Annotated in this window: 20 protein-coding genes; 6 read left to right on the top strand and 14 right to left on the bottom strand. The window is 65.7% G+C overall.

Annotation, left to right across the window (positions count from 1 at the left end):
- The first annotated feature begins 220 nt into the window (after nt 1-220).
- A complete protein-coding gene (locus WC585_RS10995; protein WP_373258026.1) occupies nt 221-907 on the top strand; it encodes a hypothetical protein in 687 nt (228 codons plus the stop codon).
- 60 nt (nt 908-967) lie between these two features.
- Here WC585_RS10995 and hflX read toward each other — a convergent pair whose 3' ends face one another.
- From hflX to dusB, 6 genes are all read right to left on the bottom strand, one after another.
- Entirely contained in the window at nt 968-2,284 is a 1,317-nt protein-coding gene (gene hflX / locus WC585_RS11000) for a GTPase HflX (protein ID WP_373258027.1), read from the bottom strand.
- The gene (gene hfq / locus WC585_RS11005; RefSeq protein WP_168048505.1) at nt 2,285-2,530 is read right to left on the bottom strand and encodes an RNA chaperone Hfq; all 246 of its coding nucleotides are present in this window, start codon (nt 2,528-2,530) and stop codon (nt 2,285-2,287) included. It abuts the gene before it with no gap.
- A gap of 118 nt (nt 2,531-2,648) precedes the next feature.
- Entirely contained in the window at nt 2,649-3,512 is an 864-nt protein-coding gene (locus tag WC585_RS11010; RefSeq protein ID WP_373258028.1) for a D-amino-acid transaminase, read from the bottom strand.
- Nucleotides 3,509-4,924 carry a sigma-54-dependent transcriptional regulator gene (locus tag WC585_RS11015; protein WP_373258029.1) on the bottom strand — a complete coding sequence of 472 codons (1,416 nt, stop codon included), beginning with the start codon at nt 4,922-4,924 and terminating at the stop codon, nt 3,509-3,511. Before WC585_RS11015 ends, WC585_RS11010 begins: the two co-directional genes overlap by 4 nt.
- Before the next feature lie 9 nt (nt 4,925-4,933).
- Complete coding sequence (locus tag WC585_RS11020; protein ID WP_373258030.1) at nt 4,934-7,231, bottom strand: ATP-binding protein; 2,298 nt, start codon at nt 7,229-7,231, stop codon at nt 4,934-4,936.
- The gene (gene dusB, locus WC585_RS11025; protein ID WP_373258031.1) at nt 7,228-8,280 is read right to left on the bottom strand and encodes a tRNA dihydrouridine synthase DusB; all 1,053 of its coding nucleotides are present in this window, start codon (nt 8,278-8,280) and stop codon (nt 7,228-7,230) included. The genes WC585_RS11020 and dusB overlap by 4 nt, the downstream gene beginning before the upstream one ends.
- 64 nt (nt 8,281-8,344) lie before the next feature.
- On the opposite strand from dusB, the gene WC585_RS11030 reads away from it, so the two are divergent.
- On the top strand, nt 8,345-9,502 hold the full coding sequence (locus WC585_RS11030; RefSeq protein ID WP_373258032.1) for a bifunctional 2-C-methyl-D-erythritol 4-phosphate cytidylyltransferase/2-C-methyl-D-erythritol 2,4-cyclodiphosphate synthase: 1,158 nt from the start codon (nt 8,345-8,347) through the stop codon (nt 9,500-9,502).
- Here WC585_RS11030 and WC585_RS11035 read toward each other — a convergent pair.
- The gene (locus WC585_RS11035; protein ID WP_373258033.1) at nt 9,499-11,811 is read right to left on the bottom strand and encodes a fused MFS/spermidine synthase; all 2,313 of its coding nucleotides are present in this window, start codon (nt 11,809-11,811) and stop codon (nt 9,499-9,501) included. The two genes, WC585_RS11030 and WC585_RS11035, sit on opposite strands and share 4 nt — an antisense overlap.
- 81 nt (nt 11,812-11,892) lie before the next feature.
- Here WC585_RS11035 and WC585_RS11040 point away from each other — a divergent pair, with 81 nt between their 5' ends.
- Together WC585_RS11040 and WC585_RS11045 are read left to right on the top strand one after the other, a co-directional pair.
- The gene (locus WC585_RS11040) at nt 11,893-12,384 is read left to right on the top strand and encodes a CinA family protein (RefSeq protein WP_373258034.1); all 492 of its coding nucleotides are present in this window, start codon (nt 11,893-11,895) and stop codon (nt 12,382-12,384) included.
- Entirely contained in the window at nt 12,381-12,611 is a 231-nt protein-coding gene (locus tag WC585_RS11045) for a sulfurtransferase TusA family protein (RefSeq protein WP_373258035.1), read from the top strand. Before WC585_RS11040 ends, WC585_RS11045 begins: the two co-directional genes overlap by 4 nt.
- Here the strand turns inward: WC585_RS11045 and WC585_RS11050 are convergent.
- Nucleotides 12,577-13,518: a YihY/virulence factor BrkB family protein gene (locus WC585_RS11050; RefSeq protein WP_373258036.1), complete on the bottom strand. Its 942-nt coding sequence runs from the start codon at nt 13,516-13,518 to the stop codon at nt 12,577-12,579. The genes WC585_RS11045 and WC585_RS11050 overlap by 35 nt on opposite strands.
- A 161-nt stretch (nt 13,519-13,679) precedes the next feature.
- Here WC585_RS11050 and WC585_RS11055 point away from each other — a divergent pair, with 161 nt between their 5' ends.
- Nucleotides 13,680-14,993 (top strand): diguanylate cyclase domain-containing protein, encoded by a 1,314-nt coding sequence (locus WC585_RS11055; RefSeq protein WP_373258037.1) that lies wholly within the window; start codon nt 13,680-13,682, stop codon nt 14,991-14,993.
- Here WC585_RS11055 and mfd read toward each other — a convergent pair.
- On the bottom strand, nt 14,990-18,439 hold the full coding sequence (gene mfd / locus WC585_RS11060) for a transcription-repair coupling factor (RefSeq protein ID WP_373258038.1): 3,450 nt from the start codon (nt 18,437-18,439) through the stop codon (nt 14,990-14,992). The genes WC585_RS11055 and mfd overlap by 4 nt on opposite strands.
- Nucleotides 18,439-18,756, bottom strand: a complete 318-nt coding sequence (locus WC585_RS11065) for a succinate dehydrogenase assembly factor 2 (RefSeq protein ID WP_373258039.1) — start codon at nt 18,754-18,756, stop codon at nt 18,439-18,441. The genes mfd and WC585_RS11065 overlap by 1 nt, the downstream gene beginning before the upstream one ends.
- A gap of 80 nt (nt 18,757-18,836) precedes the next feature.
- Between WC585_RS11065 and recG the strand changes: the two genes are divergently transcribed.
- Nucleotides 18,837-20,936 (top strand): ATP-dependent DNA helicase RecG, encoded by a 2,100-nt coding sequence (recG, locus tag WC585_RS11070; protein ID WP_373258040.1) that lies wholly within the window; start codon nt 18,837-18,839, stop codon nt 20,934-20,936.
- Nucleotides 20,937-20,980: 44 nt separating this feature from the next.
- Here recG and WC585_RS11075 read toward each other — a convergent pair whose 3' ends face one another.
- From WC585_RS11075 to kdsA, 4 genes are read right to left on the bottom strand one after another with little or no spacing between them, the layout of a single operon-like run.
- The gene (locus WC585_RS11075) at nt 20,981-22,087 is read right to left on the bottom strand and encodes a DUF3089 domain-containing protein (protein WP_373258041.1); all 1,107 of its coding nucleotides are present in this window, start codon (nt 22,085-22,087) and stop codon (nt 20,981-20,983) included.
- Nucleotides 22,084-23,085: an ADP-glyceromanno-heptose 6-epimerase gene (gene rfaD / locus WC585_RS11080; RefSeq protein ID WP_373258042.1), complete on the bottom strand. Its 1,002-nt coding sequence runs from the start codon at nt 23,083-23,085 to the stop codon at nt 22,084-22,086. The genes WC585_RS11075 and rfaD overlap by 4 nt, the downstream gene beginning before the upstream one ends.
- Nucleotides 23,082-24,536: a D-glycero-beta-D-manno-heptose 1-phosphate adenylyltransferase gene (rfaE2, locus tag WC585_RS11085; protein ID WP_373258043.1), complete on the bottom strand. Its 1,455-nt coding sequence runs from the start codon at nt 24,534-24,536 to the stop codon at nt 23,082-23,084. Before rfaE2 ends, rfaD begins: the two co-directional genes overlap by 4 nt.
- 18 nt (nt 24,537-24,554) lie before the next feature.
- A complete protein-coding gene (kdsA, locus tag WC585_RS11090; RefSeq protein ID WP_373258044.1) occupies nt 24,555-25,424 on the bottom strand; it encodes a 3-deoxy-8-phosphooctulonate synthase in 870 nt (289 codons plus the stop codon).
- Between the last annotated feature and the right edge of the window lie 80 nt (nt 25,425-25,504).

A 25,504-nucleotide genomic window follows, 5' to 3' on the forward strand; every position in this document is an offset into this window, starting at 1 on the left:
GCCTTCCAGCGATCCCAGATTTCAGCCCGTTGAGCCGCCGAATAATAGATCCGCCGCCGCTGCTTCATGACCCACGCTCCATCTCCGAAGAAAAGTTAGCGTGTTGCGGTCACCGGTTGAGGCCACCGTGGAAACCGGACATAGCGCTGACGATCAGGCGAGGACTTGATTGCTCCCTTCGTCTGACACACCGTATCCGACCATGAAGAACCGGCTAACCTTGAACCAAGAGTTCTTTGACCGTGGCGTGAAAGCGATTGAGCTTTTGACTGCCAAAGGGAACGCGTCGGGTGTAGCCAGAAACTACGCACGTCTACCAAGCTATCGGTTTCATTCGGGGCTGCTTCTTTGGAGGCGCGGTGAGAACCCACGCGACTACATCGAACAGGGCGTGACCGTTCTGGAGGACAATGCTCCCGGATTACTTCGGGATGTTCCCGAAATGACTGCAAGCGCCTTCCATCTGGAGGTCGGCGGCGTGTTCGCTTTCCTGATCGGACGTCCTTATTTTCACATACTTCGACCGGAGGAGATCGAGTACCCTGACGGTCGCCTCACGGTGCATTTGCTGCACGCCCTAGAAGGGCGATTGGATCGGCCTGCTATGGAGGCCGAGTTAGAGGCGTTCGCCAAGACGAAGAAGCACACGCTTTCAGTTAGGACCTACCGTAACTACTTCGACATTCTCGAACGCGCCGAAGCATCTTTGCCCCTAGATGACCTCGTCCGGCTTGGAGGCACCCTTTATGACCAGCGAAAGAACGACGCTTTCTATTCTGGTGGTCCCGCGCTCGAAGGCGGCGGCCCAGGCAACAGCGAACTGATTGACTACAGCCTTGGGGCCGTCCTGAAGCATATTAGCTATGAGGGAAGCTGCGTTCATGCCTGGCGCTGGGGGTCTGCTTAGGGTCGAAAGCGGACACCACGTTGTTTACGAAAAGCAGTCATCCAAGCCTGCTAGCCGCCCTCACCCCGCCTGAAACTGCCGCTCGAACCGTCCCATGGCCTGCGGGTCCAGCCGCACCGTCAGATGGGTCCGCCCTTCCGCATCCGTGTCGCGCGCCGTGACGCGGCCGTGTTCGTAGAGCCAGGCCAGGGCCTCGCCCTGGGAGGGTTGCAGGACCAGGTCCATTTCGGGGTCGTCGTCGATCAGCTCGGTGATGGCGTGGCGCAGGGTCTCGATCCCCTCCCCCGTCCAGGCGGAGACGGCGACGGCAGTGTTGCCGGATCGAGCGGCCTGACCCTCGATGGCTTCGCGCGCCTCAGGGTCCAGCAGGTCGGTCTTGTTCCAGACCTCCAGGATGCGGCGTGGCTTGACCGTGCCGTCGGCGGCAGTCGGTTGTTCGATCTGTTTCAGGACCGTCTCGACGTCCCGGGCCTGGGCCGCCGTGTCGGTCGAGGCGATGTCGCGGACGTGCAGGATCAGGTCGGCCTCGCCCACCTCTTCCAGAGTGGCACGGAAGCTTTCGACCAGTTCGTGCGGCAGGTCGGAGATGAAGCCGACGGTGTCGGCGATGATGGCGGGACGCCCCTGCGGCAGGCGAATGGTGCGCTGGGTCGTGTCCAGGGTGGCGAACAGCAGGTCCTTGGCCATGACCTCGGAACCGGTGAGACGGTTGAACAGGGTCGACTTGCCGGCATTGGTGTAGCCGACCAGGGCGATGGTCGGGAACGGCACCTTCTGGCGCTGTTTGCGGTGCAGGCCGCGCGTGCGGCGCACCTCGTCCAGCTCGACCTTCAGCTTGACGATTCGGTCGGCGATCAGGCGGCGGTCCAGCTCGATCTGGGTCTCGCCGGGGCCGCCGGTCGAGCCGGTGCCGCCGCGCTGCCGCTCCAGGTGGGTCCAGGTGCGGACCAGGCGCGACTTCTCATAGTCCAGCCGGGCCAGCTCGACCTGAAGCCGGCCCTCCTTGGTGCGGGCGCGGCGACCGAAGATTTCCAGGATCAGGCCGGTGCGGTCGATGACCTTGCAGTCCCAGGCCTTTTCCAGATTGCGCTGCTGGACCGGGGTCAGGTCGTCGTCGATGACCACGGCCTCGGCCTCTGCGGCCGTGACCAGGGCGGCCAGCTCCTCGACCTTGCCGGTGCCGAACAGGGTGGCGGGCGTGACCTTGCGCAGGCGCACGATCTCTTCGGCGCGCACGTCCAGGTCCAGCGCGCGGGCCAGGCCCACCGCCTCTTCAAGCCGCTCCTCCGCCGCGCGACTGCTTTCGCTGCGTCCATCGGGGTGGATGACGATCGCCCGGATCAGCGGGACGGCGTGGTCGATAAGTTTTTGGGTCAATCAGTCTTCGTCGGCGTCAGGCTCGTACAGCTGCACGGGTGCTGACGGCATGATGGTGGAGATGGCGTGCTTGTAGACCAGTTGCGACTGGCCATCGCGGCGCAGCAGCACACAGAAGTTGTCGAACCAGGTCACGATGCCCTGCAGCTTGACCCCGTTGACCAGGAAGATGGTCAGCGGCGTCTTGGTCTTGCGGACCGAGTTGAGGAAGGTGTCCTGAAGGTTCTTGGATTTGTCTTGCGACATGGCAGGTTTGCCCCTGTTCTTGCTTGTTCCGCCGCGCGAGTGACCACACGGGACCGGATCGAATGCCCGGCCCGCCACATTACGCACCGCCAGGGCGGCATCGCAACAGGGCGCGACCCTAAATGGCGTCGCGTTTGGCCTGTTCAAGATACAGGGTGCGAAGGCGGGTCGCGATAGGGCCGGGCTTGCCGTCGCCGATGGTGGTGCCGTCGATGGACACCGCCGGCATGACGAAGGCCCCGGCGGCGGTGAAGAAGGCTTCCTTCGCGCGCTTGGCCTCGTCCACGCTGAAGGGGCGTTCGTCCAGCTCCAGCTTTTCGTGCTCGATCAGAGCCATCAGGGCTGTGCGGGTGATGCCCTTCAGAATGTTGGCCTGGGTGTCGCGGGTCCGCAGCTTGCCGTGCTCGTCGACGATCCAGGCATTGGTCGAGGAGCCCTCGGTCACCAGGCCCATCTCGTCGACCATCCAGGCCTCATAGGCCCCGGCCTCGCGCGCCGCCTGTTTGGCCAGGACGTTGGCCAGCAGGCCGACGGTCTTGATGTCGCAGCGGCCCCAGCGGATGTCAGGCTGGGTCAGGACGGCGACGCCCTTTTGCGCCTGTGCCTCCGCCTTGCTGGCGCTGATGGAGCGGGAGGTGACGATGACGCTGGGCGGGGTGCCCTCGGCCGGGAACGGGTGATCGCGCCGGGCCGTGCCGCGCGTGACCTGCAGATAGACGATGCCGTTGGTGACGCGATTGCGCCGGATGGTCTCGTGCAGCACCCGCGTCAGGGCCTCGCGGCTCATGGGGATGTCGATCCGCAGCTCGTTCAGGCTGCGGTGCAGGCGGGTCATGTGGCCGTCGAAATCGGCCATCCGCCCGTCGAAGATGGACCAGACCTCATAGACGCCGTCGGCGAACTGGAAGCCGCGATCCTCCACATGGACCATGGCCCGGCCGTGCGGTTGGTACTGGCCGTTGACGTAGGCGACGCGGCTCATGCTTCGGCCACCGGCTCTTCCTCGTCGTCGCCACCGCGCGAGGGGGAGACGCCCAACGACTTCAGCTTCCTGTGCAGGGCCGAGCGCTCCATGCCGATGAAGGCGGCGGTGCGGCTGATGTTGCCGCCGAAGCGCATGATCTGGGCCGCCAGATATTCGCGCTCGAACACCTCGCGCGCCTCGCGCAGCGGCAGGGCGATGATCCGCTCCGCGCCAAGCGTGCCGGTGGAGTTGGCATTGGTCGCCTCGGACGGCAGCATGTCGGCGCTGATCGGCTCGGACGGATCGCCCGTCGCCAGGATCAGCAGCCGCTCGACGTTGTTGCGCAGCTGACGGACATTGCCCGGCCAGGGATGGACCTGCAGCACCGCGATGGCGTCGTCGCCCATGCGCCGCTTCGGCAGGCCTTGCGAGGCCGACAAGGTGTCGATGAAATAGTCGATCAGCTCGCCGATGTCCTCGCGCCGCTCCGACAGGGCGGGCACGCGTATGGGCACGACGTTCAGGCGGTGGAACAGGTCTTCGCGGAAGCGGCCCTCTGCGATCTCGACCTTGAGGTCGCGCGAGGTCGAGGTGATGACGCGGATATCGACCTGCACGTCCTGCTCGCCGCCGACGCGGCGGAAGCGCTGTTCGACCAGGACGCGCAGGACCCGGCTCTGGCTCTCGCGCGGCATGTCGGCGACGTCGTCCAGATAAAGCGTGCCGTTGTGGGCGCGCTCGAAGACGCCGATCTTGCGGGGGCGACCGTCGTGCCCCTCTTCGCCGAACAGCTCCAGATCCAGTCGCTCAGGCGTCATGCCGGCTGCGGCGATGGCGACGAACTCGCCGCGCGAGCGGGCGCTGGCCTCATGGATCTGGCGCGCGACCAGCTCCTTGCCGGAACCGGGGGGGCCGCTGATCAGGACGCGGCTGTTGGCCGGGGCGACCTTGGCGATGGTGGTGCGCAGGGCCTGGGCCGCCGCCGAGCGACCGATGAAGCCGTCAGGCTCGTTGACCTGGGCCTTCAGACGGCGGTTCTCACGCTTCAGGGAGCTGGTTTCCAGTGCGCGCTGCACGACGACGACCAGCCGATCGGACTTGAAGGGCTTTTCGATGAAGTCATAGGCCCCGCGTTGCAGGGCCGTGACCGCCGTCTCGATATTGCCGTGGCCCGAGATCATGACGACGGGCAGGTCGGGATCCAGTTCCTTGATGACGTCCAGCAGCTCCAGCCCGTCCAGACCGCCGCCCTTCATCCAGATGTCGAGCAGGGCCAGCGAGGGCTTGCGTGCACGAATCGCGGCTAGCGCTTCTTCGGAGTTGGACGCCACGCGCACGGCGTGGCCTTCGTCCTCCAGCAGGCCGGACACCAGTTCGCGGATGTCGGCCTCGTCGTCGACGACCAGAATATCGGCTCCCGTGGATCGCATATCGCCTCGCTATTCGTTGGCCGGAACGGTCACGGATCGGGACGCGGGAGCATCCTTCACCCTGGGCGATCCGGTCGATGGCTGTTGGGATTTCAGAGGAAAGATCAGGCAGACCTTGGCACCGCCCAGCGTCTCGGCGTCGGCCAGTTTGAGCTCGCCGCCATGCTCCTCGCAGATGCGTTTGACGATGGCGAGGCCAAGGCCAGTGCCCTTCTCGCGCGTCGTCACATAGGGTTCGGTCAGGCGATCACGATCCTTGGCAGGCAGGCCGGGCCCGTCATCCTCGATCACGAAGGTCGCCACGTCGTCCTCGACCAGCAAGCGCGCCAGAATACCCGGACCGTCTCCGTCACCGGCCCTGGGGTCCGTTTCGCGGCGCAGGGCCACGGCCTCCCCCGCATTCTTCAGGATGTTGGCCAGGGCCTGACCGATCATGGGGCGGTCCGCGTGAATGGTGACCTTGGGCAGGGGCTCGGCCAGTTCGACAGTGATCTCGGCAACGGCCACGCGCTGTGCGAACACCGCCTCACGCAACAACTCCGCCGGATCGGACGACGTAAATCGTGGCGCGGGCATCCGGGCGAAAGACGAGAACTCATCGACCATCCGCCCGATGTCACCCACCTGACGGATGATGGTCTCGGTGCAGCGGTCGAAGACCTCGACGTCCTCTTCGACCTGTTTGCGATAGCGGCGACGCAGCCGTTCGGCCGAGAGCTGGATGGGCGTCAGCGGGTTCTTGATCTCGTGCGCGATGCGCTGCGCTACGTCACGCCATGCGGCGTTGCGCTGGGCCGTGACCAGACGTGTGATGTCGTCGAAGGTCAGGACCATCTCTCCGCCGACACCACCTTCGATCCGCACCCGCAGACGACGTGTTTCACCCTCCAGAGTCACGTCGATCTCTTCTTCGATATGGGCCTCGGCCCGCGCCGCCAGTTCGCTGAGCTCGGGCGAGACCTCGCCGAGCGGACGACCGATGATGTCCGTGTCGGATATGGCCAGCAGTTCGACCGCGCTGTCGTTGATGGCCGAGACCCGGCGCTGGCGGTCAAGCCCTATGACGCCAGCCGATACGCCCGACAGCACCGTCTCGATAAAGCGGGTCCGCCCCGTCGCCTCCTCGCTCGCCGCACGCAGTGCCGACTGCTGAGCGGCCAGATCGGCAGTCATGCGGTTGAACGCGGCTGAAAGCATACGGATTTCGCCCGGCCCGTCGTTGCCGTCCACACGCGCCGCCAGATCGCCGCCCGCCACCTTGTCCGCCGCCTCGACAAGCCGCCCGATGGGGCCGGAGATGGAGCTGGCAGCCGACATACCCAGCCAGACTGCCCCAACGAGAACCAGCAAAGCCGTCTCGACATAGCTGAGCGCGAATGAGGCCTGGATGCGTTCGCGGCTGGCTTGGGCCTCCCGATAGGCCAGAATCGATTCCTCGCCATTGCGCATCTGGGCCAGCAAGCCAGGCTGAAGCGGGCGGACCATATAAAGAAAGGCGTCGCCATAGGCAGGCAAGACCATGACGGAACGCACCGCGTCCGGCCCCTCGGTGACCTCTTGAGCAGGAGGGGCACCTTCAAGCGATGCTTCTTCCAACGCTTCCATGGAAGGAGCGACATAGGGTGGGGCACCTGGCGATTCACCGCTGGCCAGAACCTGCCCGTCGGACCCTAAAATGTAGACGGCGGGATAACCGAACAGTTGTCCGACCTGAGACAGAGCATCAGAAAACTGCACCCGGTTGTCAAAAAGGGGCCGAACACTGTTCAACTGTTCCGCGACGACCAGTATGTCGCCATCCATCTCGTTGGCCACGTCTTCCTGATAGGCCCGCCCGATGGTCGCGCCGTTTTCGACGGCGGATTGGACATTGTCGCTGAACCACTGGTCGACGCCCCGGTTGACCAAAACGCCGAATACCAGGGCGATCAGGATCGACGGTATCAGGGCCACCATCGAGAACAGGGTCACGAACCTCAGGTGCAAGCGCGCACCCGCGTCGGATCTGCGCCGGAACAGGCCGATCGCGCGTCGCCCGACGACCACTGCCAAGGCCAGGATCAGCACCAGATTGATCGACAGGATCCACAGCACGGCCCGGCTGGCCAGATCGCGGGCTCCCTCGCCGCTTGTGCCCGGAGCCTCGGCGACCAGCCAGATGGCTGCAGCCGTTATCAGGAGCGACAGGCCAAATGTGAACAGGAACAGATTGCGACGACGCTCTTCGGACCAACCGGAAAACCAGCCCCCCATGCCGCTCGGCGGGGGCGTCTGATCGGCGTGGGTCGCGATGGGCGTCTCCGTCATACCGCTCCAGCGTCTACCAACTGTGGCGCTAGATCAACAGGCGAGTGACCGGAAAGCGTCACTGACGACCACAGCTGCGTGATCGCCTGCTCCACCTCGCCCGGGTGCTCGAGCCGACACAGGCGCGCCTTGGCCGCGCGCCGCTCCTGGGGATCTGCAGGCCAGGGGGCCTGTTCGACATACCAGCCCAGATGTTTGCGGAACATCTTCAGCCCTAGTGGCAGGCCGTAGAAGGCCACCGAAGCCCGCAGATGCTCGATCACTATGGCGGTGCGTTCGGCGCGGTCCGGCTCGGTCAGAACCGTCCCGTCTGCCAGCGCCCGCTCCAGATGCGCCGCCAGCCAAGGCCGCCCATAGACACCGCGGCCCAGCATAAGCGCGTCCGCGCCCGACTGGTGCAGGGCCTCGCGGGCATCGTCGGCCGTCAGGATATCGCCATTGACGATCACCGGCAGGGCGACCGCCGCCTTGACCTCGCCCACCGCCCGCCAGTCGGCGCGGCCGGTGTAGAATTGCTGGCGGGTGCGCCCGTGGACCGTGATGGCCTTGATACCCAGGTCCTCGGCCCGGCGGGCAATGTCGGGCGCATTGCGGCTTGCGTCATCCCAGCCCAGCCGCATCTTGACCGTGACGGGGCGCGAGGTCGCCTCGACCGCCGCCTGCATCAGGCGCGCGGCCAGATCGGGCGTGCGCATCAAGGCCGAGCCGCATGCCGAGCCTGTGACCTCCTTGGCCGGACAGCCGAAATTCAGGTCGATGATGTCGGCCCCTGCCGCCTCGGCCATGCGCGCGCCCTGCGCCATCGTCGCCGGATCACGCCCGACCAGCTGGATCACGGTCAGGGGCAGGCCGTCCCCGACTGCTGCGCGCCGAACGACATCAGGCCGTGCCCGTGCCAGCTCCGCGGCCGCGACCATCTCTGTCGCCACATAGGCGGCGCCCAGCCGGGAGGCCAGGACGCGGAACGGCAGGTCCGTGATCCCGGTCATGGGCGCGGTCAGCACCCGTCCGGGCACCCAAACGTCACCGATCTGTATGCCTGTGGCCATGTGGCCCCTTACCGCGCGTCGACGCCCCCTCGTCAAGCATGACGGCGGCGATTAGAAGGCCGTAATGACGACACCCCTCCCCCGCTTTGCCGCCATTGTGGTGGCCGCCGGTTCCGGCTCCCGTTTCGGCGGACCCAAGCAATGGCGCGACCTGGGCGGCAAGCCGGTGATCCGGTGGTCGGTCGAGGCCCTGATCGAGGCCGGGGCGGAAGATCTCGTCGTGGTCGTGGCGGGCGACGCCGAGGCTGAAGCACAGGCAGCCCTGGGGGGTTTGAGCGGCTGGCGTCTGACGCTCGGCGGGTCGACACGCGCGGCGTCTGTTCAGAATGGTCTCGCGGCCCTCAAAGGCCCAACCGACCGTCCAGTCCTGATCCATGATGCCGCCCGCCCCCTGCTGGATCGCAGCGTCATCGACAGGGTGATTGCCGCCCTAGCTGATGCCGACGGTGCCCTGCCCGCCCTGCCGGTCGCCGACAGCCTGCGCCGTGCGGACGGCGACATCGTCACTGGCGAGGTCGAACGCGGCGACCTTTGGCGGGCCCAGACCCCGCAGGCCTTCCGCCATGACAAGATTACATCCGCCTACGCCGCTTGGCCCGCCGACGAGGTCGCCACCGATGAGGCCACCGTCGTTCAGCGCGCGGGTGGCCGAGTCCGCATCGTGTCAGGCGACTCTCGCCTGATGAAACTTACCTACCCAGAGGATTTTGCCATGGCCGAGGCCTACATTCCCCGTCAGATCCGCGTGGGTCAGGGCTTCGACGCCCACCGCTGGGGGCCAGGCAATGCCGTGTGGCTGTGCGGGGTCGAGATTTCGCATGACCAGACCCTGATCGGCCATTCGGATGCCGATGCGGGACTGCACGCGCTGACCGACGCCATTCTGGGCGCCATGGGTGATGGCGACATCGGGGATCACTTCCCACCAACGGACCCGCAATGGAAGGGGGCCTCGTCCGATCTGTTCCTGATCCACGCGGTCGAGCGGCTGAGCGCGCGGGGCGGGCGACTGGTCAATGTGGATGTCACCCTGATCTGCGAGCGGCCCAAGGTGAAACCGCACCGTCAGGCTATGCGCGAACGCCTCGCCGAACTGCTGGCTCTTCCGCTGGACGCGGTCAGCGTCAAGGCGACCACGACCGAGGCCATGGGGTTCACCGGTCGAGGCGAAGGCCTGGCCGCCCAGGCCCTGGCCACCATCGAACTGCCGGCACGCAGCTAGGCCTCCGGCGCGGCGACCGGTTGATATCGACGACGCATTGCCCCGAACAGGTTCACATAGTCGTCAGTCCAGGCCGCGACATCGGTGTCCGCAGGGTCTATCCAGCGTGGGTCGCTGCGGAAATCTTCCAGCCCCTGCTCGGTCGGCGACAGGATCAGGACCTCGGTCGATGCTTCGGCCAGATCGGGCGTCGATGGGCCCTGGTAAGTCACCTGATGAAGTTTGGGCCGCCCCAGCGCCTGGGCCGCCGCGATCGCCGGCAGGGTGATGTCCAGGTTGCGGTTGGACAGGTGCAGCACCACCACACCCGTCGGCTTCAGCTGCTGCAGGTAGCCATCGATAGCCTCGACGGTGAGCAGATGCGTCGGCACGGCATCCGAAGAAAAGGCGTCTATGACCAGCAGGTCGTAGCTGCCGACCGGTTCATTGGCCAGCGTCAGGCGCGCATCCCCCAGTACGGTCCTGACAGGCCCCTGAGCGCAGCCGGAGATATAGGTAAACCAGTCTGGATCGCGCGCGAGACGATCGACCATGGGGTCGATCTCGAAGAAGGTCATCCGGTCCTCGGCCCGCTTGTAGGCGGCCATGGCACCTGTCCCCAGGCCGACCACGCCGATATTGGCCGGGCCGCGACGCCCGACAATCAGCGCTGACTGCCCAATCGGGGTGGTTGCTGCATAGTACATCCGCGCCGTGCAGGCGAAGAGCGGATTGCGTGCCTGGGCTCCGTGATAGGTCGTTCCGTGCGTCAGTACATGCACATCGCCGCCCAGACGTGGGTCCGGCACATTGGCGATACGCACGACGCCGAAGAAGCTGCGGTCTGAAAAGCTGGTGTCATGTCCGCGGCCGACCCATTGGGCTGACAGGGTCATCAGCAGCACGATACCGGTAAAGACCAGACCCCGATCCCGAAGCAGGAACGCGCAGATCACGGCAGGAAGCAGCAGCAATATGGTCAATTGCGGCATCATCAACGGCGACTTGGCGTAGAAGATCGTGCGCGCATAGTCGTCGGCATTCAGCGCGATCGATACCAGGACCGGTGCGGCGGACGACACGATCGCCAGGATCACCGCCATCGTCTGATAGGAGGTCAGCCCACCCTTGCCCCAGGGCCGGAACAGACCGACCAGCACCAGGACCAGCGGATACTCCCACACCATGTCGAACAGCAGAGGTGCGACCAGGGCCGTGAACGCCCCGCCGATCACCCCGCCCAGGGACATCAGCAGGTAGAACTCCGTCAGGCGATCCGGAGGCGGGCGGCGGGCGGCCATCAGCTGGTGACACATCAGTGTCAGGAAAAAGAAGGCCAGCAGGCTGACCCCAAAGGCCAAAGTCCACTCGATCGACCGGAACGCCACCACCACGGCGCACATCGCGCCCAATGCCGCCGACAGGACAAGCGTTATGGGTAGCGGTATCCATGGCCGCGCCTGAAATGCGATGACGAACGTCAGCAGGTACAATGCCAGCGGTATGACCCAAAGAAACGGTGCCGAGGCCACATCGGTCGACAGATGCGCGGTGACGCCCAGCATCAGGCTGGAAGGCGCGGCGGCCAGGAGCACGAAGCGGATCTTTTCTGCCCATGGGATGGGCGTACTTGTCGGCAGAGGTGCCGGCTCTGTCGAGCGATCCAGCCGTCGGCTCCAGACCACTGCGGCCAGGCCAACGATCATGAGCACGAAGATGCCGTAGCCGACACTCCAACCCCATCGCTGACCCGACAAGGTTGCAAGGGGCTCGATCAGAACCGGATAGGACAGAAGGGCCAGGAAGCTGCCCAGGTTGGACGCGGCGTAAAGAACATAGGGGTTCTGGCCTTCCGCCTGCCCCACACGCACCCTTGCGTACCAGGCCTGCAGCAGCGGCGCGGTCGCGGACAACACCGCAAAGGGAGCACCCACGGACAGGGTCAGGGTCACTAGCAACCAGCCGATGGGGGCCGACGGGTCCGGGTCGCCCAGCCAGCCGTTGATACGCAGCGGCAGGAAAAGGGCGGCCGCGACGAGCAGGACCAGATGAAGCCCGACCTGCAGCTTGATCGACCTGATCCGCTGCAACAGATGCGCATAGCCGTAACCCGCCAGCAGCGCGGTCTGGAAGAAGACCATCGCCGTGTTCCAGACTGACGGCGAGCCGCCCAGCATCGGCAAGACCAGCTTGGTCACCATGGGCTGGACCCCGAACACCAGGGCCGCCGAAGTGAAGATGGCCAGGGCGAACAGAAGGGGCGTTAGCCGATCCGAAGACCGCCGCGGTGCAGCGTAGCCCACTTCCGGGCCGAGGCTCGTCTCACTCATGGTCGGCTCATGAAAGGTCTTCCGGTCAGGCGGGGATAGACTACCCTAGACCAGAACCCCGCCGCTCCGGAAAGCCTGTCCATGTTCCCCGACGACATTGAGCAACTGGCCCGTCAGGTTATCGTGGCCGCCGCCGCCAGAAACCTGATGATCACGACGGCCGAGAGCTGCACCGGCGGTCTGGTAGCCGGGGCCTTGACCGCTGTCGCGGGCTCATCCGTGGTCCTTGACCGGGGGTTCGTGACCTACAGCAATGCCGCGAAGACCGAGATGCTGGGCGTGCCCGCTGGCATGATCGCCACGCATGGAGCCGTGTCCGAGCCCGTCGCGCGTGCCATGGCGAGCGGGGCAGTTGCGCAGTCGCAGGCGACCCTGTCGGTCTCGATCACCGGCATCGCCGGTCCGGGCGGAGGATCGAATGACAAGCCCGTCGGGCTGGTCCATTTCGCGGCATGTGGCCCCGGTGGCCTGAGTCATGCCGAGCACCGGTTCGGCGATCTGGGCCGTGAAGCTATACGGCTGGCCAGTGTCCGCGTCGCTCTGGACATGCTGATGGAACGTACAAGGTCGTGATCGTCGATGCACGCGGCCACCGCTGTCCCGTCCCCAGCCTGAAGCTGCAGAAGGCCCTGCAGGCAGCGGCCCCCAGCAGTCATCTGACCCTGCTGGCCACCGATCCGATGGCCCGTATCGACGTCCCGTTCCTGATGGACCAGATCGGGGGCCGGGTCGTCTCGGTCGAGGAAGCCGACGGCGTCCTGTCGATTACCGTCGCTGCGCCCGGCGGTCCGACAGTTTGACCACGCTGTCGGGTAGGGCCTCGCCAGCCTCCAGATCGGGCGCGCCCTTTGACCGGGCCGCCAGTTCCATCTCTGTGGTGAATGCTCCGCCGTAGAAGATGGCGTTGACGTTCCAGGACAGCCAGATCAGCAACACGACCACGGCCCCCACGGAGCCATAGGTGGCCCCCAACGGCGCGATCTGCTCGACATAGATGGCACAGAGCCAGGACGAGATGGTCGACATGATCGTGGCCACGACACCGCCGACGATCGACGGGATCCAGGCCACCGGCGCACGGTGCGACATGGCGTACCGATAGAGCAACGTCAGGCCCAGCCCCAGACCCAGCGCAGGCCAGAGCGCATCCATGCTCCAGTTGGATACCAGACGGCCAGGTTCATCGGCGCTGGCACGCTCCAGAATGCGCGACGTCACGACGGCCCCCGACACGACGGTGAACAGAAGGAAGGCGAACAGGGCCACGAAGAAGGCCAGAAGATTGAATTTGAAGAAGCCGTGCGGCTCCGTCTCGTCATGAATCAGATTAAGTCCGGCCAGCAAGGCCTTGAAACCCCGGTGTGCCGCATAGCCGCCGATGATCACGGCGAAAGCGGATTGGGCCGATACAGTTCGGGCCGAGGCATTTGCCAGCCGATCGATCTCGGCCATGAAAATGGCCCGCGCCGCATGAGGCATGACGTCAGCCAAAGCCGCTGCCTGTTCGCTGACCTGTCCTATGGTCAGGACAGCCTTGTAGAAACCGATCAGGATTGCGATCGCGGGAAACACCGCCAGCAGGGCGAAGAACGACACCCCGCCGGTGTACAGCATGACATCGCGACCCCAACTTCGGGCAAAGGCCCGCACGGCCAGCCGCCCCCACAACGCAGGCGCTACCCATCGCGTCACCGCGTGTGTGTTCATTTCAGATGACAATCCGGTCCCCACAACCGCCCATTAGCCGGACACCATAGCCGATCTGAATACAGGGGAAAGCGCGCACTCGCTGTTGCTCCATTCGGGGTGGCATCGCTATGGTCCCCGACGTCGAGTCCGAACGCGGTCCGGCCCCGGAGATGTCACCCTTGAGTTCCGATCCTCGCATTCTGGTCGTCGCCCATGACGACGCGGTGGTCGGGCCCCTGTGTCAGGGCCTGGACGCTCTGGGCTGGCGCACGGTCACGGCTCGCTCGCTGGCCGCCGCACTGACTGTGCTGATGGACTGGCCGCTGGAAGCCATCATTCTGGACGCCCGCATCGCCGACACAGAAGCCGGCGTCGAGGCGCTTCGGCTGGCCGTCGCCCCGCGACGCCTGCCTGTCATGGCTATCGGGTCCGAAGCGACGACATGGGTCGGTAACCAAGCCGATCTGATCATGTCAGCGCCCCCTCACCCCGCCCAGGCCGCCTTGCGGCTCGAGGCCCTGGTCCGCTCGGCTATCGCCGAGGAAGAAGTGGCACTGCGCGAAACCACCTTCACCGCCCGGGGCGAACCCCTCAAGCCGGTCGATATCGATGATACGCCCCTGCGCGTCCTGGCTGCAGGCAAGGCAGACCGGCACTTTCTGGCCCTGTCCAATGCACTGGAAGCCCACGGTTGCGAGGTCGTCGCCGCCCCGACGCCCTATACTGCCTTCGACTATCTGCATGAGCGGGCCTTCGACGCCGCCGTGCTGTGGGGGGCCGAAGATCACGCCCCGGCCCTGTCCATCGCCTCTGGCATGAAGCGCAACACGCGCCTGTATCACATCCCGGCGGTGCTCTATCTGCGCGGTTCGGCCGAGATCAATCTGGCAGAGCTTTACAACCGCGGCTTTGCGGACGTGGCCGCCGCTGACACGCCCGAGGACGAGACGGCGGACCGTATCGTCGCCCTGGCCCGCGCCCATCGTCGTCATGTCGCCATTCGCAAGTCGCTGGAAAGCGCACGCGGTTCAGGGCTGACCGATCCCAATACCGGCCTGTTCACGCCCGAACTGTTCGCCAGCCATCTGGCCCGCGTGGCCGAGGGAGCCCGCCTGCGCCGCCGACCCTTGTCCGTCGCTGTATTGCGCGTGACCGAGACCGAGGCCGTCCGCGAGGCGCGTCAGGGGGGCTGGCTGGATCGCGCCCTGCCGCAGGTCGGCACCATGGTGTCGCGCCTGATCCGGACCGAGGACACGGCCGCCCGCCTGGCCCCGGACGTCTTCGCCCTGGCCCTGCCTGCCACGCGCGGGCCCGCCGGCCGGATCGCCGCAGACCGCATCGCCGCCGTCATCGGCTGCACCGCATTCGAGGCCGGCCCCGACAAGACCCCGTTCGTCGTCGAGTTCGAATGCGGCGTCGCCGAGGTACAGCCCGGCGAGAGCCCGGCTGCGGTGCTGGAGCGGGCGTCTCACGACATCAACGCCGCGCGCTAGGCTCCGGCCACCCGCGCCAGGTCCGTCGTGATGCGTTCGGCCACCTTCAGCCGCTCCTCGGGTGTGTTCCAGTCGCCCTTGACCACGATTTTCTGATCCGGCCGGATCTTCCAGAAGGCGTGGTTCTTCTGGATCAGGCCGACCAGACCCATGGGGTTGGGGAAGGCGTTGTTGCGCAGGGTCAGGACCGCGCCCTTGGGCCCTATGTCGATGCGTTCGATACAGGCGGTCTTGCAACTGGCCTTGATGCCGACGATCCGCAGCAACTGCTTGGCCTCGTCCGGCAGCGGGCCAAACCGGTCGATCAGTTCGGCGGCCAGGGCTTCGCGCTCCTCGGTCTTTTCGGCATCGGACAAGCGCCGATACAGGCTCAGACGCACATTCAGGTCCGGAACATAAGCCTCTGGAATCAATACGGCCGCGCCCACATTGATGGCGGGTGACCAGCCTCGGTCGATCTCGCCCCCCTCGCCGTTCTGCTTGAGCTCCGCGACCGCGTCTTCCAGCATCTGCTGATACAGTTCGACGCCGACCTCGCGGATATGGCCCGACTGTTCGTCGCCCAGCAGATTGCCACCCCCGCGCTGGTCCAGATCGTGGCTGGCCAGCTGGAAACCGGCCCCCAGGTTGTCGAGCGACTGCAGCACCTGCAGCCGCCGTTCGGACGACAGCGACAAAGGCCGCTTCGGATCCGTGGTGAGGTAGGCAAAGGCCCGGGCCTTCGCCCGTCCGATCCGGCCCCGGATCTGGTGCAACTGGGCCAGGCCGAACATGTCGGCCCGGTGCACGATCAGGGTGTTGGCCGTCGGCACGTCCAGGCCACTCTCGACGATCGTGGTCGACAGCAGCACGTCATAGGTGCCGTCGTAGAAGGCGCTCATGACGTCTTCCAGCTGGGTCGGGCTCATCTGGCCGTGGCCGACGACGAACTTCACCTCGGGCACCTGTTCGCGCAGGAACTGCTCGATGTCGGGCAGGTCCTTCAGGCGTGGCGCGACATAGTAGGCCTGACCGCCGCGGTACTTCTCGCGCAGCAGGGCCTCGCGGACCAGGACCGAATCCCACGGCGTGACATAGGTCCGAACGGCAAGCCGATCGACCGGCGGGGTCGCTATGATCGACATCTCGCGGATGCCTGACAGCGCCATCTGGAGCGTGCGCGGGATCGGCGTGGCGGTCAGGGTCAGAAGATGAACGTCGGCCCGAAGCGACTTCAGCTTCTCCTTATGCTTGACCCCGAAATGCTGCTCTTCATCAACGATAACAAGGCCCAGGTCCTTGAACCCGACCTGCTCGCTCAAGACGGCGTGGGTCCCGACCACGATCTCGAAGGCACCGTCCTTCAGGCCCGCGCGGGTCTCGGACGCGTCCTTGGCCGTGACCATGCGCGACAGATGCCGCACGGTGATGGGCCAGCCCGCGAAGCGCTCGCTGAAGGTCTTGAAGTGCTGTCGGGCCAACAGGGTCGTAGGACAGACGATAGCGACCTGCTGACCGGTCATGGCGACCACAAAGGCGGCCCGCAGCGCCACCTCGGTCTTGCCGAAGCCGACGTCGCCGCAGATCAGGCGATCCATAGGCGTGCCCTTGCCAAGGTCTTCCAGCACGTCGCCGATGGCGTTCAGCTGATCGTCTGTCTCCTCATAGGGGAAGCGGGCACAGAACTCGTCGAACAGGCCGTGCGGCGGGGTGATGGCCTCTGAGGTCCGCAAGGCCCGCTTGGCGGCCAGGGCGATCAGCCCCTCGGCCATGTCGCGCAGCCGCTGCTTGGCCTTGGCCTTGCGGGCCTGCCAGCCTGCCCCGCCCAGACGATCCAGCTGCGCCCCGTCGGCATCGCTGCCGTAACGTGTCAGAAGATCAATGTTTTCAACCGGCAAGTAGAGTTTGCTCTCACCGGCGTACATGAGCTCCAGGCAGTCGTGCGGGGCTTCCTGGATCTCCAGCGTCTTGAGGCCCTCATACCGTCCGATGCCGTGATCGAGATGGACCACCAGATCGCCCGTCGTCAGAGCCGAAGCCTCGGCCAGGAAGTTGGACGCCCGGCGCTTCTTGCGCGGACGCGCCAGCCGGTCGCCCAGCATGTCGGTTTCGGAGATGACAGCGATCTCATCCGTCTCGAAGCCATGTTCAACCGGCAAGATGCCGCGCAGATAGACGTCTTTCGGCGCGGCCTGGACATCGGCCCAGTCACGCACGGCGATGACATGCTCCAGCCCGTGGTCGGCCATCATGGAGGCCAGCCGCTCCGAAGAGCCTTCGGTCCAGGAGGCGAACAGCACCCGCTTGCCCGCCGCCTTCAGCGCCTGGGCATGCCGGGCGACCGCCTCGAACAGATTGACGCTGTCCTGCGCCCGCTCGGCGGCAAAGCTGCGGCCCAGGCGTCCGCCGGCGTCCTCGCCTGAATTGGCCAGCGGCGACAGACGACGCACCCAGCGACCGGCCAGGGCGCTGTTCCAGTCGCCAGCATCCAGATACAGCCGCTGTGGCGGCAGGGCCCGGTTGGCAGCGCCCGCCTTGGTCATCGAGGCATCGCGCCGGGCCTCATAGGCGTCGGCCGTCAGGGTCCAGCGCTCCGCCCGCGCCGCCTCCACCTGATTGTCCAGAAACAGCCGCGCGTCATCGGGTAGATAGTCGAACAGCGTCTCCAGCCGGTCGTAGAATAACGGCAGCCAGTGCTCCATGCCCTGACGCCGCGCGCCCTCGCTGATCGCGGCATACAGGGCGTCATCGCCCGGTGCGCCGAACAGGTTCAGATAGCCGGTGCGGAACCGCGAGATGCTGTCGGCATCCAGCAGGGCCTCGGACACCGGGGCCAGGGCCACCGACGTCTTCTGTCCTGTCGATCGCTGTGTGGCCGGATCGAAGGTGCGAATCGATTCCAGCTCGGAGCCGAACATGTCCAGTCGCACGGGCTCTTCGAACCCAGGCGGATAGACGTCGATCACACCGCCGCGTACGGCGAACTCGCCCTTCTCCGACACGGTCGAGGCCCGCATGTAGCCGTTCGCAGCGAAGTAACGCTCCAGCTGGGTCGTATCCAGATCGGTGCCCGTGACGGCCTCGAAGCCCGCGCCTTCGGTGATCTCGCTTGGCGGCGTGCGCTGCATGGCCCCGCCGACCGTCGTGACGACCAGCAGAGGGTGCCTGTCCGAAGAGTCCCGCCGCGCCAAGTGCGTCAGGGCCGCCATCCGCTCGGCCGACACCGACGATGTGGGACTCAGCCGGTCGTAGGGCAGACAATCCCAGGCCGGAAACTCCACGACTTCAATGTCTTTTGAGAAGAATCCGAACGCCTGGACGAACTCTCCCATTCGGCCATAGTCGCGGGCTATGAAAACACCGATGCCGCCGTCGGTCTTCAGCCGCTCTGCAACGGTCAGCGCATCCAGTCCCTCCGGTGCGCCGCCGAGGTCCTGTTCGCTGCGCCGCAACGCCTCGCCGTCCATCAACCGGCCCCTTCAGCGACCGCAGCGGCCACGTGATCGCGCATGAAAGCTCTGATCTTGGCCATTACCGGAGTTTCGTATTCGTCCGGCGTCGGACGGCTCTCGATGATCCAGGCATAGAGTTCGTGATCGTCGTCCTGGGCCAGCAGGGCCTCGAAGGCGTCCAGTTCGTCGTCGGTCAGTGTCGGCCCCACCTGATCGGTGAACGGGCCCAGCACCAGGTCGGCCTCGCGGAACCCACGCCGCCAGGCCCGGAAGGCGATGCGCCCCAGCCGGTTCCGTTTGTCTTCCATCAGGCGTGCGTCGATATCGGTCACAAGGTTCCTTGCCCGGTCAGTGCGTCAGGTCGGCACCAGATAGCGTTCCAACCGGCCTTTCGCCAGCTATGCTGCAGTTCATGAGGCCGCAGATTCTCTTTCCCCTGTTTGCAGAGGTGTCCAACCTGAAGGGCGTGGGCCCGAAAATCCTGCCTCTGGTCCAGAAACTGGCTGGGCCGCTGGTGCGCGACGTGGCCTTCCTGTCGCCGTCCGGCCTGATCATCCGACGCCCCATGACGGCCGTCGACGCGGTCGAGGGGCATGTCGGTCTGTTCGAGATCGTCATCGACCGCCTGATCGTGCCCGGCAAGCCGGGCGCGCCGATCAAGGTCCGGGCGATCGATGAGACCGGCTTCGTCCACCTGATCTGGTTCGGCGGCTCGGCCCAGCACATCGATCGCCTGCTGCCCAAGGGCCAGAAGCGGTGGGTGTCGGGCAAGGTCGAGCGCTTCAACAACGAGGTCCAGATCGTCCATCCGGACATCTTCACCCCCGAACAGGCCGTCGATATTCCCGCCGTCGAGCCGGTCTATCCGGCCACGCAGGGTCTGACCTCACGCGTGGTGCGCAAGCTGGCCCAGGCGGCGCTGGCCCAAGCGCCGGATCTGGCGGAGTGGCAGGATCCTGCGTGGCTGGCGAAGATGCGCTGGCCGAGCTGGCGCGACGCCTTGAAAGCGCTCCATGCTCCCTCCTCCGAGCCAGACCTTCTACCAGAGGCACCAATTCGCCAGCGTCTGGCCTACGACGAACTGCTGGCACACCAGTTGGCCCTCGCCCGCCGCCGCCGAACTCGCAAGATCACGCCAGCGCCCCGCATCATGCCAGGAGATGCCTCTGCCCGACTGCTGGACGCCCTGCCTTTCAGCCTGACGGGTGCCCAGGCCCAGGCAGTTCAGGAGATACGCCGCGACCTCGCGGCGGGCGAGCAGATGGGGCGCCTGCTGCAGGGCGACGTCGGTTCCGGCAAGACCGCGGTCGCCGCCCTGGCCCTGGTCGATACGGCGGCGTCGGGCTTTCAATCTGCCTTGATGGCCCCGACTGAAATCCTGGCCCGGCAACATTATCAGAAGCTGGCCCCCTTGCTGGAGACTGCAGGGATTTCGACCATCCTTCTGACCGGCCGCGATACACCGGCCGAGCGGCGCGAGCGGCTGGCGGCTCTCGCAGCCGGCGATGCCCAGGTGGCCATCGGAACCCATGCCCTGTTCCAGGACGCCGTCCGCTTCGACCGACTGGCCCTCGCCGTCATCGACGAGCAGCACCGCTTCGGGGTCAACGAACGCCAGAGACTGCAGGCCAAGGGCGACCCTCGCACCGGCGGTGTCCATCTGCTGACCATGTCGGCCACACCCATCCCGCGCACACTGGAGCTCACCCAGTACGGTGAGTTGGAGGTGTCGCGTCTGACCGAAAAGCCGCCGGGCCGCACCCCTGTCACGACGGCCGTCCTGCCCCAGGCCCGTATTGGCGAGGTCGCCAAGCGGCTGAAGGCGGCGCTGGACAGCGGAGCCCAGGCCTATTGGATCTGCCCCCTCGTGGCTGAGAGCGAGAGCATCGACCTGGCAGCGGCAGAGGCGCGAGCCGCCGACCTGCGGCGCATCCTGAAGGTCGAGGTGGGCCTCGCTCACGGCCAGATGCCGGGGGCCGAGCGCGAGGCCGTCATGGCCGATTTCGCTGATGGTCGGCTGCCGCTGCTGGTCGCCACGACGGTCGTGGAGGTCGGTGTGGATGTTCCCAACGCCACCATCATGGTCATAGAGCACGCCGATCGTTTTGGTCTGGCGCAGTTGCACCAGCTTCGTGGGCGCGTCGGGCGTGGAGCCAAGGCCAGTGCTTGCATCCTGCTTTATGGAGGTAGTGACACCGGGCAGGAGCCTTCCTTGGGTGAGACTGCGCGGGTCCGGCTGGAAACGCTTCGCCGGACCGAAGACGGCTTCGTGATCGCGGAAGAAGATTTTCGCCTTCGGGGCGGCGGCGATCCTCTGGGTCTGAAACAGAGTGGCTTTCCGGCCTACCGCTTCGCCGACCCGATCCGCCACCGGAGCCTGCTGCTGGCCGCATCTGACGATGCACGCCTGATTTTGGGCCGGGATCCTGATCTTGTTTCCGAGCGAGGTTCGACCATCCGCGTGCTGGAAGCCCTCTTCGACTGGAAGAACGACCGCTCAGGAGCTGATTGACCTACCGCCGTTCGTTTCATTCCGTTCTTTGAAACTAAAAACGATCAGGTCTCTGTATCGGCACTCCAAGACGACAGCCTGCGCTGAACATCGCTCTCAATATCTCCGTAGAAGAGATTGTAAGGCCGGGACTTTCTTCTGTCCGTCCAGCTTCCCGTCGGTTTGAAGGATTCCGACCGGGGCTCGGTATGTCTCAGCACACCATCCTGGCACTTCGCAGCGATCTCCCTGCTCAGCAAGGCCGGACGGACCCCCCATTCCAGCCCGGTCGCATTGGTGGCACCCGCATGCAGTCTTTCTGCGGCCTGTTCGTCGTTGGCCGCGCCGGTTATCGGATTCACGCAAAGGGCCTCCCGCCCGTCCAGATAGACAAGATACCCGGCCTTGTCCCAGACCAGTGCCCGACGAAGCCGTCTTGACGCTGCGCCATCATTGCCCTCGCTGACAGGCGACCAGCCCACCAGGCAAGCTGTTTGCATTCGTTTCTGACAGGCCGGAAGTTGGGGTGTCACACCCACGGACGGCGCGACCACATCAATCAGATAGGCGGCGACGATGCGCTGACGCAGCGCAGGATCACCAGCGACCTTTTCGCGAACCAGCCGCTCGAGCAGTTCCCCGCCCTGCTCTACGCCTGCGAGGACTACTGGCCCTGTCGGATGCCGCGCGATCCAGACATCGAATGCAGCCGCCACATCCCGATAGGCAAACGACCTCGCCTCCCGCGCGTCCTCGCGCGCCGTCAGTCGGGTGTAGAGGCTGGCCTGGCGATATCGCGGTACGCTCACAGCCCCCGCCAGGGCGAAAGGACCGGCGTAGTTGGGCAGGACCACACGCTTCAGATAGCGATCGGCCTCACCGTCCCCGATCGGCCCATTCCAGTCCCGGCCGCCGTCAAAGGTCGTGGAGTGCAGGAAAAAGACGGCTGCGGGACCAGAGGCGGGACTGCGCATCTCGCTCATCGCCCAGGCATCCGGGCTTGCGTAATCGGGTGCGGGCGGCGGCGTATAGGTCTGGAACGGCACCTGCGGATCCAGAAAGGCCTGCAGAATATCACCTCGCCAGACAGCGATCGCCAGGGTCAGAACGGCCACGACGCCAAAGCCGGTCCAACCCACCCATTGCCGCAAGGTCAGACGGGACTTCGTCACCGATAGGCGTCCGCTTGCGACAGGAAGCCCTGAACGTAGCGCCTTACGCCCTCTTCCAGTGGCGTGGACTGGCCCGGATAGCCGGCCGCTCGGATACGCTCCATCCGCGCCTCGGTGAAGTACTGATATTTGTCGCGGATGCTCACGGGCGTATCGACATAGGTGATCTGCGCGGTTTTTCCGGCGGCGGCAAAGGTCGCCAGCGCCAGGTCCTGGAATGATCGCGCCTGACCAGAACCGGCGTTGAACACGCCCGACACGGACGGTGTGTCCAGCAGCCATGCGATGATGTCGACCACGTCGTCCACGAAGACGAAGTCGCGCATCTGGCCGCCATCGGCATAGGCGGGGTTGTGCGAGCGGAACAGGGTGACGGACTCATCGGCCTGCACCTTCGGCCATATCTGCGCGACGACCGATTTCATCCCCCCCTTGTGATACTCATTGGGGCCGTAGACGTTGAAGAACTTCAACCCGGCCCACTGGCTGGGCGGCTGCCCTCGATCAGACTGCCGGGCTGCATACTGATCGAACAGCATTTTCGAATACCCATAGGCATTTAGCGGCTTCAGCGCAGTCAGTGCCTCAAGACTGTCGTCATCTGTAAAGCCAGCCTCGCCGTCGCCATAGGTGGCCGCTGAAGACGCATAGATCATCCGGGCATTGCGCAGGGCGCACCAGTCCCACAGGTTGCGCGACAGGCTGAAGTTGGTGCGCAGGATCAGGTCGGCATCCGCCTCGGTCGTCGAGGAGATGGCCCCCATATGCACGACGGCTTCGACCGCCTCGGCATGCCGCTCCAGCTGTTCGAACATTTCCTCCGGCTGCCAGAAGTCGGCGATCGGGTGTTTGGCGATGTTCTTCCACTTGCCAAGGTCGGCATCTTCCAGCCGGTCGCAGACCACGACGTCATGGCGGTCTTCTTCACACAGCCGGGCCACGATGTTGGAGCCGATGAAGCCCGCGCCGCCGGTCACCACGATCATGCGCCGCATCATCCGTCCGTCCTCATCTTCTCGATCGTGCGCGTGGTGGAATAGCCGTCCTCGAAGGTCGCCAGCCGCACGACGCCGCCCCAGCTCTCGACCAGATCGCCGCCGACGACGCCCTCGCGCGTGTAGTCCGCGCCCTTGATCAGTACATCGGGCCGCAGTCGTTCGATCAGGGCCAGGGGCGTCGGATCGTCGAAAGCCGTTACCCGATCCACCGACTGCAGACCGCCGATGACGACGGCCCGGCTGTCCAGATCGTTGATCGGCCGCCCCTCGCCCTTGAGCCGTCGCACCGAGGCATCGGTATTCAAGGCCACCACCAGCCGGTCGCACCAGCTCCGCGCCTGGGCCAGATAGGCGACGTGGCCCCGATGAAGGATGTCGAAACAGCCGTTGGTGAAGCCGACCTTGAGCCCCTGCCGCTTCCAGCCCTCGACGACATGCGCCAGGTCGTCCAGCGGCATCACCTTGGCGTGGGCGCTGGCTGCGTGCTGGCTCATCTCGGCGTCGATCAGCTCCGCGGCCGTCACAACGGCAGTCCCCGCCTTGCCCACGACCACGCCCGAGGCCAGGATGGCAAACTCGACCGCCGTCTCCAGCGACGCTCCAGCCCCTAGCGCCAGACCCAGCGCCGCCAGACCGGTATCCCCCGCGCCCGAGACGTCGAACACCTCGCGCGCCCGGCCCGGGAAGTGCGCCACAGGTCCATCCCGCCGCATCAGGCTCATGCCCTTGCCCGCGCGGGTCACGACGACCGCCTTGGCCGTGGTGGTCGCCAGAAGCGCCACCAGCGCCGTCTCGACTTCCTCATCCGTCTCGACCGGCAGGCCCGTGGCCCCCGCCAGTTCGCTGGCATTGGGCTTGATCAGGTCGACGGCCCCATAGCGTGCAAAATCCCGCCCCTTGGGATCGACCACGACCGGCACGCCCGCCGATCGCCCCGCTGCGATGGCCTGAGCGATCACGGAATCGCTGACCACGCCCTTGGCGTAGTCGGACAACAGAATGACGGAAGCGCCTGTAAACGCGGCGCTATCTTTCGCCGCGACCGTTGCGTCTTCCTCATCCAGGCGCAGCAACTGCTGCCCCGCCGCCACGAAGCGCGTCTTGACGATGGTGGCCACGCCAACCCGCCGCTCCACCGCATCCTCGATGCCGTCCTCGGCCGCGATCAGGTCGACAAGTTCCTGACCTGCCGCGTCCTGACCGACCACGGCTCCCAGACGCGCCACACCGCCCAGCGCTGCCACGTTGCGCGCGACATTGCCGACGCCACCCGGCATAGCCGTTGTCCGGCGCGTCTTCAGCACAGGGATAGGGGCTTCAGGCGAAATACGGCTGACCTCGCCATAGACGTAGCGGTCCAGCATCAGGTCGCCGACGCAGGCGATCTTCAGCCCGCGCACGCGCTCCAGTAGCGCCTGCAATTGTCCGAGGTCGAGCGTCCGTTCAGCCATGCTTACGGCCTATCGGATTCACGCCGCTTTCGCCATCCGGCTCTTGGTCAGGTCGTCATAGGCGATCAGCTCGGCGGCTAGGGCCTCGAACTGATCCAGCGGCACCATGTTCGGCCCGTCCGACGGGGCATTGTCCGGGTCCTGGTGTGTCTCCATGAAGACGGCGTCCACACCGACGGCAACGGCGGCGCGTGCCAGGACGGGCACGAACTCGCGCTGACCGCCCGAGGAGGTTCCCTGCCCGCCCGGCTGCTGCACACTGTGGGTCGCGTCGAATACGACCGGACAGCCGATCTCGCGCAGGACCGGCAAGGCGCGCATGTCCGACACCAGGGTGTTGTAGCCGAAGCTGGCTCCCCGCTCGCAGGCCATGACGTTGGGGTTCCCTGCACCCACCACCTTGGCGATCACATTCTTCATGTCCCAGGGGGCGAGGAACTGACCCTTCTTGATGTTGATCGCCTTGCCGGTTGCGGCGGCGGCCAGCAGCAGGTCGGTCTGGCGGCTGAGGAAGGCCGGGATCTGCAGCACGTCCACCGCCTGAGCGGCGATGCGGCAATGCTCCTCGGTATGAACGTCGGTGAGAACGGGCAGGCCCGTCACTTCGCGGATTTCGGCGAAGATCGGCAGTGAGCCATCCAACCCGAAGCCTCGCGCGGCGTTGGCGCTGGTCCGGTTCGCCTTGTCGAAGCTGGTCTTGTAGATGATCCCGACGTTCAGCCGCTCGCCGATCTCCTTCAGCGCATGGGCCATCTCCAGCGCGTGCTGACGGCTTTCCAGCTGGCACGGGCCGGCGATGAAGACGATCCGCTGGCCGCCACCGATGGAGACGGGGCGGGTCAGGCCGTCCTTGATGTCGATGATGGCGTTGGGCTTTGACACGGGCATGGACTTTCGGCTTGGAGAGGCGGCGCAACTGACGCACCTATGCGGCGATCAGGTGGCGTCGGACGTTGGTGTTCGCAAGC

This window comes from Brevundimonas sp., assembly GCF_041648055.1.
Classification (GTDB): Bacteria; Pseudomonadota; Alphaproteobacteria; order Caulobacterales; family Caulobacteraceae; genus Brevundimonas.